Annotated in this window: 11 protein-coding genes, 1 tRNA gene and 1 pseudogene; 7 read left to right on the forward strand and 6 right to left on the reverse strand. The window is 64.3% G+C overall.

What is annotated here, in order from left to right; genetic code table 11:
• The first annotated feature begins 45 nt into the window (after nt 1-45).
• Nucleotides 46-960 (forward strand): DMT family transporter, encoded by a 915-nt coding sequence (locus tag P6U25_RS14880; RefSeq protein WP_407151907.1) that lies wholly within the window; start codon nt 46-48, stop codon nt 958-960.
• Nucleotides 961-1,092: 132 nt separating this feature from the next.
• Here P6U25_RS14880 and P6U25_RS14885 read toward each other — a convergent pair whose 3' ends face one another.
• On the reverse strand, nt 1,093-1,845 hold the full coding sequence (locus P6U25_RS14885; protein ID WP_407151908.1) for an SDR family NAD(P)-dependent oxidoreductase: 753 nt from the start codon (nt 1,843-1,845) through the stop codon (nt 1,093-1,095).
• 13 nt (nt 1,846-1,858) lie between these two features.
• Here P6U25_RS14885 and P6U25_RS14890 point away from each other — a divergent pair.
• Nucleotides 1,859-2,032, forward strand: a pseudogene (locus P6U25_RS14890) (ArsR/SmtB family transcription factor); the annotation flags it as partial.
• Nucleotides 2,033-2,075: 43 nt separating this feature from the next.
• Here the strand turns inward: P6U25_RS14890 and argE are convergent.
• Both argE and P6U25_RS14900 read right to left on the reverse strand, forming a co-directional pair.
• The gene (gene argE / locus P6U25_RS14895) at nt 2,076-3,245 is read right to left on the reverse strand and encodes an acetylornithine deacetylase (RefSeq protein WP_407151909.1); all 1,170 of its coding nucleotides are present in this window, start codon (nt 3,243-3,245) and stop codon (nt 2,076-2,078) included.
• A gap of 979 nt (nt 3,246-4,224) precedes the next feature.
• Nucleotides 4,225-5,010 carry an SDR family NAD(P)-dependent oxidoreductase gene (locus tag P6U25_RS14900; protein WP_407151910.1) on the reverse strand — a complete coding sequence of 262 codons (786 nt, stop codon included), beginning with the start codon at nt 5,008-5,010 and terminating at the stop codon, nt 4,225-4,227.
• Nucleotides 5,011-5,147: 137 nt separating this feature from the next.
• Between P6U25_RS14900 and P6U25_RS14905 the strand changes: the two genes are divergently transcribed.
• Nucleotides 5,148-5,855 (forward strand): histidine phosphatase family protein, encoded by a 708-nt coding sequence (locus P6U25_RS14905; protein ID WP_407151911.1) that lies wholly within the window; start codon nt 5,148-5,150, stop codon nt 5,853-5,855.
• A 73-nt stretch (nt 5,856-5,928) separates the two neighbouring features.
• The gene (locus P6U25_RS14910; protein ID WP_407151912.1) at nt 5,929-6,696 is read left to right on the forward strand and encodes an SDR family NAD(P)-dependent oxidoreductase; all 768 of its coding nucleotides are present in this window, start codon (nt 5,929-5,931) and stop codon (nt 6,694-6,696) included.
• 166 nt (nt 6,697-6,862) lie between these two features.
• On the opposite strand, the gene P6U25_RS14915 is transcribed toward P6U25_RS14910, so the two are convergent.
• Nucleotides 6,863-8,086 carry a serine hydrolase domain-containing protein gene (locus P6U25_RS14915; RefSeq protein WP_407151913.1) on the reverse strand — a complete coding sequence of 408 codons (1,224 nt, stop codon included), beginning with the start codon at nt 8,084-8,086 and terminating at the stop codon, nt 6,863-6,865.
• Nucleotides 8,087-8,258: 172 nt separating this feature from the next.
• Here P6U25_RS14915 and P6U25_RS14920 point away from each other — a divergent pair.
• Nucleotides 8,259-8,334: transfer RNA gene (locus P6U25_RS14920), tRNA-Trp, on the forward strand.
• Between the two features lie 64 nt (nt 8,335-8,398).
• Here the strand turns inward: P6U25_RS14920 and P6U25_RS14925 are convergent.
• Complete coding sequence (locus tag P6U25_RS14925) at nt 8,399-9,604, reverse strand: ABC transporter substrate-binding protein (RefSeq protein ID WP_407151914.1); 1,206 nt, start codon at nt 9,602-9,604, stop codon at nt 8,399-8,401.
• Between the two features lie 176 nt (nt 9,605-9,780).
• Here P6U25_RS14925 and P6U25_RS14930 point away from each other — a divergent pair, with 176 nt between their 5' ends.
• Nucleotides 9,781-10,545 carry a FadR/GntR family transcriptional regulator gene (locus tag P6U25_RS14930; protein WP_407151915.1) on the forward strand — a complete coding sequence of 255 codons (765 nt, stop codon included), beginning with the start codon at nt 9,781-9,783 and terminating at the stop codon, nt 10,543-10,545.
• Between the two features lie 52 nt (nt 10,546-10,597).
• A complete protein-coding gene (locus tag P6U25_RS14935; RefSeq protein WP_407151916.1) occupies nt 10,598-12,211 on the forward strand; it encodes an acyl-CoA synthetase in 1,614 nt (537 codons plus the stop codon).
• Between the two features lie 5 nt (nt 12,212-12,216).
• Here the strand turns inward: P6U25_RS14935 and P6U25_RS14940 are convergent, their stop codons facing one another.
• On the reverse strand, nt 12,217-13,125 hold the full coding sequence (locus tag P6U25_RS14940) for a DUF3313 domain-containing protein (RefSeq protein WP_407151917.1): 909 nt from the start codon (nt 13,123-13,125) through the stop codon (nt 12,217-12,219).
• Between the last annotated feature and the right edge of the window lie 47 nt (nt 13,126-13,172).

Raw genomic sequence — 13,172 nt, forward strand, 5'->3', positions numbered from 1 at the left:
GCAGCGCAAATCGTTCGATAAGTGCGTTCCAGCCGGACCCTCATCTTGCACCTTTCTTCCAACCTTCGCGGCAGCCTGTTCATGGCCGCGGCCATGGCCAGCTTCACGATGAACGACACCATCACCAAGGCGGTGTCGTCGGAGCTCAACATCGGGGAGATCCTGGTCGTCCGCGGCGGGTTCGCGATCGTGCTGATCACGGCGCTCGCTTTCCATCGCAAGGCGCTGCGCAGCTTTCGGACGCTGTTGATCTGGCCGGTCGGCTTGCGGGTCGTCGGCGAGATCGGCGGCACGCTGACCTATCTCGCGGCGATCGCGCAGATTCCGCTTGCGAACGCCTCGGCGATCTTCCAGGCGCTGCCGCTCGTCATCACGCTTGGCGCGGCACTGGTGTTCGGCGAGCCGGTCGGCTGGCGGCGCTGGCTCGCGATCGCGGCCGGCTTCATCGGCGTGCTGGTGATCGTCCGGCCGGGCGCCGAGGGTTTCAGCCAGGCCGCGCTGCTGGCGCTGGCCTCGGTCGGCTTCTGCGCGGTGCGCGATCTTGCGACGCGCCGCATCCCGAAGGAACTGCCGACCTTGTTCATCACGTTGCTGACCACCGTGACGGTCAGCACGGCAGGCGCCGTGATCCTGTTTCCACTCGGCGGCTGGAAGCCGCCGTCCGGCCACGCAACAGCGCTTCTCGCGCTCGCCGCGGTGCTGATCCTGATCGGCTATCAATGCATCATCGTGTCGCTGCGCACGGGCGATATCTCGGCGGTGGCGCCGTTCCGTTATCTCGCGCTGCTATGGGCGATGCTGACGGGCTATCTCGTGTTCGGTCACAAGCCGGACAGTCCGATGCTCGCCGGCGCCGCGATCATCGTGACATCAGGTCTCTACGCGTTCTATCGCGAGCGCAAGCGCGACAAGCTGCGTCCCGCCGCGACCGGTCCCGGCCAACCGCCGGACGGGCTGTGATCCATCCGCGAAGCGATACCCGAGGAGCGTCCCGCTACACGATTGGTGCGGCTCAGGAGGGCGGATTCGCGCGACGTAATCCGCCCTCCGTCCATCACAACGTCATGGCCTGATACTTGAGCATCAGCCACCTCAGTGAAGGCCGCCCGTGACGTGCAACGTTTCACCGGTCACGTAGGAGGCGTCGTCCGAGGCAAAGAAGGCCACGGCTGCTGCGATCTCCTCGACCTTGCCGATCCGCGCCAGCGGTGTGACGGACTCGATCCACTTGCGCATGTCGCCCTCGGAAAGGCCGGCAGAAACGACACCTTCGGTCGCGATCATGCCGGGGTTCACGGTATTGACGCGGATCTTGCGCGGCGCCAGTTCCTTCGACAGCACCGAGGAGATCGCGTCCACCGCGGCTTTGGTCGCGGTGTAGACGGCAGTGTTCGGCGGCGCGATCGTCGACACGCCAGAACTGATATTGATGATGCTACCGCCGGCCGCATTGAAGTGCCGTGCGGCTTCCTGCGAAACCAGCAGCAGGCCAAGCACATTGAGATCGAAATGCTTATGGAAGTGCTCGGCGGTGATGCCGTCGAGCGGCGCGAATTCGTAGATGCCGGCGTTGTTGACCAGGATATCGATCGGGCCAAACGCCCTGGCGGTCTCGGCTACCACCGACTTCACGTGGCTGGGGTCGGTGAGATTGCCGTGGACGGCGATGGCTTTGCCGCCCTTGCCGGTGATCGCATCCACGACACGCTCGGCCGCCTGCTTGCTGGCGCTGTAGTTGACGGCAACCTTGGCCCCTTCAGCGGCGAGGCGGATCGCGATTTCGGCGCCGATGCCCTTTGACGCGCCGGTTACCAGCGCCACTTTGCCTTCGAGTTTCTTGGTCATCTTGTTCTCCATGCCCGAGATGGCCAAATCGACTCTGTCGAACCACTTCCGCGTCTTGCGGGAAGCCGGTTTGATTCGAACCACGAAAAAAGGCGTCGAGCACCGCAATGTGGTGCGCGAAGCCGATATCAACGCGCGCTTTCCCAAATTGCTGAAGACGATTCTGGGTTATCCGGAAAGCGCGTAGGGCGGATCCGCCGAAGCCGTAGTGCGCCCTCCGGATTTGCAGTTCATTTTGCGCAATGCGCGATGAGCCGCGCGACGAAGTCGCCGCAAGCCTCGAGCTGCGACATCTCGACGAACTCGTCCGGCGTATGCGCCTGCGCGATTCCGCCGGGGCCGACCACCACCGACGGAACGCCCGCCATGCTGACGAACAGGCCGGCCTCAGTGCCGAACGCGACCTTGGCGTGGTCGTTGCGGCCGGCAATCTGCTTGGCGAGCGTGACGAAGGGATCGCTGGCTGGCGTATCGAGGGCAGGATAGTCTAGGATCTCTTCGAAATCGATGCCGCATTCCGGATGGCGCTTGCGCATCGCAGGCTCGATCTCGGCCTTGGCCCAGGCGATGATCGCATCCGTCACCTGCTTGGACTCGCTGATGCCGATTCCGCGGCATTCGAATTCCACCATGCAATGGTCGGGCACGATGTTCAGCGCCGCGCCACCATGCACGATGCTGGTGAGCAGGGTGGTGTGGGGCATGTCGTACAGTTCATCGCGGTCGCCTTCCGCGGCGAGCCGTTCGGCGCGACGGCGGATCTCGGTAATCAGCTCGGCCGCATATTCGATGGCGTTGACGCCGTCGGGCGCAATCGAGGAATGGCGGGCGAGCCCGCGGAACGTGGCGCGGACGCCGTGCTTGCCTTTGTGCCCGATGATCACCTGCATCTGGGTCGGCTCGCCGACGAAACAGCCGAGCGGCTTCACCTTCTTGCGGCTGAGCTCGCGCAGCATCGGGCGCACGCCGACGCAGCCGATCTCCTCGTCATAGGAGATCGCAAGGTGGATCGGCGTCTTCAGTCCGGCGCCAAGCATCTCCGGAACCATGGCGAGGCAGACCGCGACAAAGCCCTTCATGTCGGTGGTGCCGCGACCATAGAGCCGACCATTACGCTCGACGAGTTCGAACGGATTGTGAGTCCAGTCCTGTCCCGCAACCGGCACCACGTCGGTATGTCCCGACAGCACCAGGCCGGGCTTGTCGGCGGGGCCGATGGTGACCCACAACGAGGCCTTCTGCCCGGTTTCGTCCACGATCCGCTCAGCGCTGACGCCGAGCGAGGCGAGGTAGCTCTCGATATAGGCGATCAGCGGCAGGTTCGAGCAGTCGCTGACGGTGTCGAAGGCGACGAGGTCGGTCAGCAGTTTGCGGATACGGTCGGGGCGTGGGCTTGGCATGGTGCGGCTCATTCGCAGAAACTGAGATTGTACCACTTTGAAGGCATTGAGTTGCCCGACAGGTCAAGCCCTTTGCGTAAAAATATTTCGGTTTTCACGAAGTTCAACTCAGTGTATGAATCACCAGTCTCACCCGCCTGAGGGGCGCTTCGCGATCGTCACGAGTGCTGGGTCGAGATGCGGTGGACGCTGATTGTGCAACTGACGAGCGCGCATGTGGCGGACGGCGAAATCGTGCAGGCCTGACGCCCTAGTGGCAGGTGTCCTGTTGCAAGACGCAATTGCGTCTTGCAACGGCGGTGACAACCAAGCCCAGTCTCGCCGGGGCGAGCACGTATAAGCCGTAACCCATCGCGCAGGGAAAGCCGGGATTGCTCCGGTTACACCTGTGGTCCTACCCCCGAGCTTTCTACCATTGCTCGGGGCCCATGGGTGCGATCGGCACCCGGCTTTCCCTGCGCCCTCTCTTCACGAGAGGGCGGAACGAGATGCAAAACTCGGACAATTCATGTCGCGAGAATGCAAAGCCGTATCTTCACGCCTGTCATCGCCCGCGAAGGCGGGCGATCCAGTATTCCAGAGGCAGCAGTGATTAATCGGAAAGGCCGCAGCGTACTGGATCCCCCGCATGCGCGGGGGATGACGCCGGAGCGATCGATTGCGCCTTGCCAAGGCTTCGGCGGACGAGTCGTCGCTTTCAGCACAAAATTGCTTTGCAATTTCGTCGCTACCCTCCTCGCAATGACGGCACGAGGCATCGAGCGAGAACTATCGTCAGCGTCGTCCCGGCGAAAGCAGGGACCCATTACCACGAACGGTCATTGTTGAGCGATGCCGGAACAGCTAGTCCCGTTCACAATACCCGCCGCGGCGTATGGGTCCCGGCATTCGCCGGGACGACGGCAGTGGGCGAGGGCCAGGATGGCGGTGATGAACCTAGAGCCATCCGGACCAGGACAGTGACACGAGAAAGCCCTTGCTAAACCGGCTTGCCCGTATACGGCATCGAAGCGGTGAGGCCGCCGTCGACCGGGATGGCCTGGCCGTTGACGTAGGATGCTTCGTCGCTTGCCAGGAACAGGCCCATCGCGGCGAGCTCGTGGGGCTGGCCGGCACGCTTCAGCGGATTGAGCTGGCCGATCTTGTCGGAGGTGCCGCGTTCCTTGGCGCGGTCGAACACGGGTTTCGTCATTCCGGTTTCGATCAGGCCGGGGCAGACCGCGTTGATGCGCACGCCGGTGCCGGAGAGCGAGTAGGCGGTGGTCTGCACCAGGCTGATGACGCCGGCCTTGCTGGCGCCGTAAGGATGGCCGCTCGCGCCGGCCTTCAGACCTGCGACCGAGGCCGTGCAGATGATCGAGCCGAAGCCCTGCTTGGTCATGTGCGGGATCGAATGCTTGATGGCGAGGAACGGGCCGATCAGGTTGACGCGCAGCACTTCCTGCCAATGCTCCACCGTCTGGTCGGCGAGCGGCACCAGGCCGCCGCTGACGCCGGCATTGGCCCAGATCGCATCGAGCTTGCCGTATTTCGTGACCGCCTTGTCGATGAAGGCCCTCACATCAGCTTCGGCGCCTGCATCGGCCGTCACGGCCTCGACGGTGCCGCCGGCATCGCGCACGAGCTTTGCGGTCTCATTGACCCCGTCGGTGCGATCGACCGCGATCAGCCTGGCGCCTTCCTTGGTGAACAGCAAAGATGCGGCGCGGCCGATGCCGCTTCCCGCGCCGGTGATGATGACGGATTTGCCTTCGAGGCGGCCCATGCGTTTCTCCCTGGTGGCGTGATCCGTGGCGCCTGCCGCGCGACGGAATTCAAACAAGATTTCAAACGTCCGAAGCACTTGAGACGATGTGCGGCGTGACGTACAGCGACGTGGGACACTATTGAAGGGCTCATCCGATGTCCAACCCAGACAAGTCCAACGTGACCGTGACGCGATGGTGGTGGGTTCGCCATGCGCCGGTGCGCAGCGACGGCGGCAACATCTACGGTCAAGCTGATATCGAGTGCGATACCGGCGACACGGAAGTGTTCGAAGCGGTCGCAAAAATCTTGCCGCGCAATGCGGTGTGGTACTCGAGCAATTTGAAGCGCACGCATCAGACGGCGGAAGCGATCTGGGCCGCCGACTTTCCGAAACCGGAGAGCATGACGCAGGAGCGCGACTTCGCCGAGCAGCATCTCGGCCAGTGGCAGGGCATGAACCGCGCCGCGCTGCTCGCCAGCCGTCCGCCCGGCAATGCCTGGTTCGCCGACGTCAACGAGCCGGCGCCCGGCGGCGAGAGTTTCATGGACCTCTACACGCGCGTCTGTCGCGCGATCGTGCGCATCAACGCGAAGGAATCGGGCAAGGATGTGATTGCGGTCGGTCATGGCGGTGTGATCAGAGCCGCGGTTGGTCTTGCGCTCGGCGGGCAGCCGGAGCGGGGGCTGTCCTTCGATATCGACAATGTCTCGGTGACGCGCCTCGATCACATCGCCGCACCGGGCTTTTCCACGTGGCGGCTGCCGATGGTGAATCAGCAGCCCTGGATCGCCGATCCCAGGCACGCCGCGATGCATCAGCCGTCCGGGCCGGAAGTCAGACCAGCGGGCAAGCTTGCGTGATGCCGCTATCGCAACACCACAATGCTGCCTAAGCTCGACGCAGAATTCAAAACCTTAGATCTGGGAGAGAAACATGACCTTGTTCGACATGAAGGGGAAAGTCGCCGTCATCACCGGTTCGACACGCGGTATCGGACGCGCCATTGCCGAGCGCATGGCCGAGCACGGCGCCAAAGTCGTGATCTCCTCGCGCAAGGCCGATGTCTGCGATCAGGTCGCAAAGGAGATCAACGAGACCCACGGCAAGGGCACCGCGGTTGCGATCCCGGCCAACATCTCTTCGAAGGAAAACCTGCAAAACCTCGTCGATGAGAGCAACCGCGCCTTCGGCAAGATCGATGTGCTGGTCTGTAACGCTGCGTCGAACCCATATTACGGTCCGCTCGCCGGCATCTCCGATGATCAGTTCCGCAAGATTCTCGACAACAACATCGTCGCCAACAACTGGCTGATCTCGATGGTGGTGCCGCAGATGATCGAGCGTAAGGACGGCTCCATCATCATCGTGTCCTCGATCGGCGGCCTGAAGGGCTCGACCATTCTCGGCGCCTACGCGATCTCCAAGGCCGCCGACATGCAGCTCGCGCGCAACCTCGCCTGCGAGTACGGCAAGCACAATATCCGCGTGAACTGCATCGCTCCGGGCCTGATCAAGACCGATTTCGCCAAGGCGCTGTGGGACAATCCGGACAATCTGAAGGCCTCGACGTCGCGCTCGCCGCTGCTGCGGATCGGCGTGCCGGACGAGATCGCAGGCGCGGCCGTGTTCCTGGGCTCGCGCGCCGGCGACTTCATGACCGGCCAGACCATGGTAATCGACGGCGGCGCGACGATTAGTTGATCTACGCCTGGGTGCGCAAAGCGCGCCACACACTCAACTCGTCATCACCCGCGAAAGCGGGTGATCCAGTAAACTCTGACCTCCCGGTTCCTCGCAACCATCGCGGCGTACTGGATGCCCCGCCTGCGCGGGGCACGACACTGTGGGATGGGCGGGAGTGCCGATCTCACTCCACCGCCGCATACACGCCGTTGCGCACCAGCGAGCGGAAATGTTCGCGCTGGCCGGGGCCCTGCATCATGAAGACCGCGATCAGGTCCTCGCTCGGGTCGATCCAGAAGAACGTGCCGGCCATGCCGCTCCAGAAGAACTGGCCAACCGAGCCGGAGAACGGCGCCATGCCCTGCTGCATGCGCACGGCGAAGCCGAGGCCGAAGCTGTGGCCCGGCGATACCAGCGTGCCCTGGATCTTCACATCGGGACCGAGATGATCCGACGCCATCAGCTCGAGTGTCTTGCGGCCGATGATCCTGGTGCCGTCGAGCGAACCACGGTTGAGCAGCATCTGCGCGAAGCGCGCATAGTCCATCGTGGTCGAGACCAGTCCGCCGCCGCCGGATTCCATCGCCGGCTTCTCGAGCATGTTGAAGAGCTGCACCTTCTCGTTGGTCCAGGGATCGTTCGCAAAGGCCTCGGCGAGCCGGCCGGCGTTCTCCTGGCCGGTGTGGAAGGCGGTCTCGGCCATCTGCAGAGGAGCAAGGATGCGTTCGGTCAGGAATGCGCCGAGCGTCTTGCCGCTGACGACCTCGATGATGCGACCGAGGATGTCGGTGGAGCGGCTGTAGTTCCACTCGGCGCCGGGCTGGCAGACCAGCGGCATGCCGGCGAGCATCGCGGCGTGCTCGGCATTGGTGATCTTGCGGCTGCGCAGCCGCGACTGTTGGTAGAGCTGCTGAACCAGGCCGTTGCCGGTGTGGTCGTAGGTCAGCCCGGAGGTGTGGCGGAGCAGGTCCTGGATCGTCATCTGCCGCTTGGCCGGAACCAGCTCGAGCTTGCCGTCGTGCTCGACGCCGACCCTGGTCTCGGCAAATTCCGGGATGAATTTCGCGACGGGGTCGCTGAGCAGGAAGTGACCGTCTTCCAGCAGCATCATGATGCCGACCGAGACGATCGGCTTGGTCATCGAGAAGATGCGGAAGATCGTGTCATGCGCCATCGGCGCGGAAGCCGCCGGGCTCTGCCGGCCGATCGCGTCGAACCAGCCGATCTGGCCGCGCCGTGCCACCAGCACGGTGACACCGGGCGTGTTGCCCTTGTCGACCTCGCGCTTGAAGGTGTCGGACATCGCCTGCAGCCGCGCGCTCGACAGCCCGATCGATTCGGGCTTGGCGAGGGGGAGGGACGGGGTCTTGGGGCTGGCAACGCGTTGCGTGGCGGTTTGAGCGTTCATGGTCTCTCCCTGTGCTCTTGTGATTGTTGCGGCGGGGTGCCGGCGAGGGGTGATCGCCGAAGTCTGGCGCAGAAGTTCTGCATTGAACAGGACGTTCACCGCTTCGCCCTTGCAAAGCGGCCATGCCCTGTGCTTGAAACGGCGCGAACCGGCGGCGACGCCGGTTCCCCGCAGGAGTGTAGCTCAATTGGTAGAGCACCGGTCTCCAAAACCGGGGGTTGGGAGTTCGAGCCTCTCCACTCCTGCCAGCTTTTACCGAACAATTTGAAAGAGTTGGCCGAGGTCCTGGACCCCGGCCATGATCGTTTTCACTCACTTGATGAGCGGGCAGCCGCCGTCCTTCAGCGGGCGGAAGGCCTGGTCGCCGGGCACCTCGGCGAGCACCTTGTAGTAATCCCACGGTCCCTTCGATTCCTCGGGCTTCTTCACCTCGAACAGGAACATCGAGTGCACCATGCGGCCGTCCTCGCGGACCACGCCGTTGTCGGTGAAGGCGTCGCGGACAGGGGTCTCGCGCATCTTGGCGAGCACCGGCTTGGTGTCCCTGGTGCCGGCGGCCTTCACGGCATTGAGGTAGTGCAGGGTGGCGCTGTAGGTCGCGGCCTGGTTCATGGTCGGCATCCGCTTCATGCGCTCGAAGAAGCGCTTGCCGAAGGCGCGGGTGCGGTCGTTGAGATCCCAATAGTAGGCCTCGGTGACGATCAGGCCCTGCGCCAGCTTCAGCCCGAGGCTGTGGATGTCGGAGATGAACATCACGATACCGGCGAGGTTCTGCCCGCCCGCGACAATGCCGAACTCGGCTGCCTGCTTGATGGTGTTGATGGTGTCGGCGCCGCCATTGGCCATCCCGATGATCTTGGCCTTCGAGGCCTGGGCCTGCAGCAGGAAGGACGAGAAGTCCGGCGTGTTGAGCGGGTGCCGCGCGCTGCCGATCACCTTGCCGCCGGCGGCGCGGACCACGTCGCCGGTGTCGCGCTCGATCGAATGGCCGAACAGGTAATCGGCGGTGATGAAGAACCAGGTGTCGCCGCCGTTCTTCACGATCGCGCTGCCGACGGTGTGGGCGTTGGCGTAGGTGTCGTAGGTCCAGTGCAGCGTGTAGGGCGAGCAGGATTTTCCGGTGATGTCGGAGCTCGCCGCATCCGTCACGATCATGATCTTCTCGAACTGCTTCGACATCTCCATGCCGGCGAGCGCGGTCGCCGATGTCGGCATGTCGATGATCATGTCGACACCCTCGGCCTCGTACCATTTGCGGGTGATAGTGGCGGCGACGTCGGCCTTGTTGAGGGGATCGGCAGTGACCATCTCGATCGGCTTGCCGAACATGGAGCCGCCGAAATCCTCGATCGCCATCTTGGTGGCCTCGACGTTCCCGGCGCCGCCGATGTCGGAATAGACCGACTGGAAATCGGTCAGCACGCCGATCTTGAGCGGCGCCTGCTGCGCAAGCACAGGGCCCGCCAGCGCTGCGGCGAGCAGGCCGGCTGCGGACAGACGAGTGACGATGGATTTCATGACGTGATGCCTCCCCAAGGTATTCTTATCGGTTTGTCCGACAAAGCTAGATTTGAGCCGTTTGGGAGTCAATTCACGCTGCCATACTGCGACAATTCGGCCGAACTGGCGCCATTTGACGCTTCTGGAGCGTTCGCCTATCCTTTGTCGGACAAGCAACAAACGGGAGCCCCAAGGTGCCCGCCACGCCGCTCTTCCGGCGCATCGATGTCGCGCCGGCCTACCAGAAGGTCGCCGACGCGATCGAACGGGAAATCATCAACGGCCGGATCAAGCCGGGCGAACCGATCGGCACCGAGCAGCAGCTCGTCGAGCAGTTCGGTGTCAATCGCTCGACGGTGCGTGAAGGCATTCGCGTGCTGGAGGAGGGCGGGCTGATCCGGCGTGATTCCAGCCGCCGGCTGCAGGCCTGCCTGCCGCGCTACAACAAGCTCGCAACGCGGCTGTCGCGTGCGCTGATCCTGCACGAGGTGACGTTCCGCGAATTGTTCGAGGCTTCGATGACGCTGGAGGTCGCGAGCGTCGAAGGCGCGGTGGAGCGCGCGACCGAGGAAAACATCGCCGAACTCGCCGGCAATCTCGCGCGCAGCGCCGAGGTGGTGGGCGATCCCGCAGCGCTTGCCGAGCTCGATGCGGAATTCCATGTGCTGATGGCGAAGGCCTCGCAGAACCGCGTGCTCCAGCTTGCCCGCGAGCCGGCGGCGCAACTGTTCTTTCCGACCACCGAGATGATCGTCGCCGGCGTGCCCGAGGGCGGCGCGCGCCTCATCGAAGCGCACGGTCATCTGCTGGATGCGATCAGGCGGCGCGACAAGGAAGCCGGTGTCGTCTGGACGCGGCGGCATTTGCAAGACTGGCGGCGCGGCTTCGAGAAGATCGCGTCGCTCGATCGGTCGGTCGAGCACATGTACATGGAGCACGCCTACGCCGCCCGACAGTAGGCGGCGGGACAAATCAGAACAACGACAACAAGCACATTCGGGAGGGACACAAATGAGTGGAGATATCGCAGCAACCATCCAGCGCGCCCGCGAGCACAGCATCGGCGACCTCTTGCGCCGCTCCGCGCGGCGCTATCCAAGCAAGACGGCCCTGATCTGCGGCGAGGTGACGTGGACCTTCGCGGAGATGGACGCGATCTGCAACCGGCTGGCGCGCGGCCTGCTCGGGCTCGGCATCGCAAAGGGCGACCGTGTGGCCGTGCTGTCGCGCAATTCTCATGCCTTCGCGGCGTTGCGCTTCGCGGTGGCGCGGATCGGCGCCATCCTGGTGCCGATCAACTTCATGCTGAACCCGGATGAGATCAACTTCATCCTCGCCAATTCGGGCGCGAAGCTGCTCGCGGTCGGGCCGGACTTTGTCGACACCGCGCGCGCCGCGGCCGCCAAGGGCTCCGCAGTCGAGACGCTGATCTGGCTGCCGGGAGAGGACCCCGCCACGGCGCCTAGCGGCATCAAGACCTTCGACGGCCTGCTGCACGACGATGCCTCCGCGCCCGATGCATCGGTCGACAGTCGCGACCCCGCGCAGATCATCTACACCAGCGGCACGGAGTCGCTGCCGAAGGGGGCCATCCTCACCCATGAAGCCGTGATGTGGCAGTATGTCAGTTGCATCATCGATGGCGGCATGTCGACCGACGACAACGTGCTGCACGCGCTGCCGCTCTATCATTGCGCACAGCTCGACGTGTTCCTGGGACCCGCGATCTATCTCGGCGCCAGCAGCCTGATCACCGGCAAGCCGGTGGCTGACCACATCCTGGCGCTGATCGCCGCCCACAAGATCAATGCGTTCTTCGCGCCGCCGACGATCTGGATCGCGATGCTGCGCTCGCCCGCGTTCGATCGCACCGATCTATCGACGCTGCGCAAGGGGTACTACGGCGCCTCGATCATGCCGGTCGAGGTATTGCTCGAGTTGCAGCGCCGGCTGCCCGACGTGAAGTTCTGGAATTTCTACGGCCAGACCGAGATTGCGCCGCTCGCAACCGTGCTGACGCCGCAGGATCAGTTGCCGAAGGCCGGTTCGGCCGGCAAGCCCGCAATCAATGTCGAGACCCGGGTGGTCAATCCTGACATGACCGACGTCAAGGTGGGCGAAGTCGGCGAGATCGTGCACCGTTCGCCGCATCTGCTCTCCGGCTATTACAACGATCCGGTCAAGACCGCGGCGGCATTCGCAGGCGGCTGGTTCCACTCCGGTGATCTCGCGACCGTCGACGCCGACGGCTACATCACCGTCGTCGACCGCGTGAAGGACATGATCAAGAGCGGCGGCGAGAATGTCGCAAGCCGCGAGGTCGAGGAGATGATCTACCGGTTGCCCGCGGTGTCGGAGGTGGCGGTGGTCGGGCTGCCCGATCCGCGCTGGATCGAGGCGGTGACGGCGATCGTCGTGGTCAAGGCCGGCGCGAGGCTCGACGAGGACGCCGTCATCAAGCACTGCGCCGGCGCGATGGCGCATTTCAAGGTGCCGAAGCGGGTCATCTTCGTCGACAGCCTGCCGAAGAACCCGAGCGGCAAGCTACTCAAGCGCGAGCTGCGCCAGCGCTATGTCGGCAGCGTCACGCTCGACCAGGCCGTGCAGAAGAGCTTTGCCGGATAGGCCGGCTATTGGCTGGCTGTCGCCGGCGCCTTGTCCGACCATTCCGGCGGCAGGCCAAGCTTGCCGGCGGCCATGCCGATCAGGCCGGGGTTGCGGCCGAACACCTCGCAGGCGGCGTATTTCGGCTTGCCGCCGAGCGTGGCGCCGATCTTGTCGAATGAGGGCAACTCCGGCGGCTTGCCGAATGGCGTCGCGCCGGTGACGACGAGCTTGCTGAAATCGTCGCTGAAGGAGGAAGCGAGATCGTAGGCGTCGGCGGCGCTCGAAACCCTTGGCGAGTTGGTGAAGGAATTCGCGCCGCGTGCCCAGACCATCGCCGCCTGTTGGCGGCTGGCCGGATCGCGCGCCTCGGCCTCAACGGTCAGGCTGCCGAGACCGATCGGCAGCCGCGGTATCGGCACGGGGACGTTGGCGCTGAGCGCGGTCGGCAGAAAGCCGATGACCGTGGAGGCGCCTGCGGCGACCTCGTCCGTGGGCGCTGCCTGGGTGACGAGCGCGTGCACGGTCAGATCAGCGGGCTGATCGGGAGCAACGACCTCGAGCCGATCGCTGAGGCCGACGCAGAGCGAACGGTCGATCGCGTTGGCGACGAGGTGGCGCTGCTCTCGCGACAGCGTCCGCGAGGCCGACTGCGAGAAGGTCGTCGGCATGATCCGCACCGTCTTCACGGCAAGCACGTCGTCCTTGTTGACGTGAACCAGCGATTTCGCCAGCAGCCCGTCGGACGGGGTCAGCTTGTCGTACGATGCCAGTGACCCGCCTTTGGTCATCGGTGCGCTGGCGCAGCCCGACAACAACGCAACCGCGACTGCGGCACCGGCGAACGAGGATGGCCGATTGTACCGGCGATCGAGCCGCACCTGGTCCGTGGCCTGCGCGTCAGCCGCAGCGCCCGGCAGAAATTCGACTTTCATGACACCCCTCGAACGACCGCTCACCCCAGAAACGATCGCGTGTCACG

Origin of the sequence: Bradyrhizobium sp. ORS 86 (assembly GCF_045571475.1) — a bacterium.
Classification (GTDB): domain Bacteria; phylum Pseudomonadota; class Alphaproteobacteria; order Rhizobiales; family Xanthobacteraceae; genus Bradyrhizobium.

Coding starts and splice junctions, on each gene's coding strand:
- P6U25_RS14885 (WP_407151908.1), bottom strand. CDS start 1,845: ATGACCAAGAAACTCGAAGGCAAAGTGGCGCTGGTAACCGGCGCGTCA.
- argE (WP_407151909.1), bottom strand. CDS start 3,245: ATGCCAAGCCCACGCCCCGACCGTATCCGCAAACTGCTGACCGACCTC.
- P6U25_RS14900 (WP_407151910.1), bottom strand. CDS start 5,010: ATGGGCCGCCTCGAAGGCAAATCCGTCATCATCACCGGCGCGGGAAGC.
- P6U25_RS14905 (WP_407151911.1), top strand. CDS start 5,148: ATGTCCAACCCAGACAAGTCCAACGTGACCGTGACGCGATGGTGGTGG.
- P6U25_RS14910 (WP_407151912.1), top strand. CDS start 5,929: ATGACCTTGTTCGACATGAAGGGGAAAGTCGCCGTCATCACCGGTTCG.
- P6U25_RS14915 (WP_407151913.1), bottom strand. CDS start 8,086: ATGAACGCTCAAACCGCCACGCAACGCGTTGCCAGCCCCAAGACCCCG.
- P6U25_RS14925 (WP_407151914.1), bottom strand. CDS start 9,604: ATGAAATCCATCGTCACTCGTCTGTCCGCAGCCGGCCTGCTCGCCGCA.
- P6U25_RS14935 (WP_407151916.1), top strand. CDS start 10,598: ATGAGTGGAGATATCGCAGCAACCATCCAGCGCGCCCGCGAGCACAGC.
- P6U25_RS14940 (WP_407151917.1), bottom strand. CDS start 13,125: ATGAAAGTCGAATTTCTGCCGGGCGCTGCGGCTGACGCGCAGGCCACG.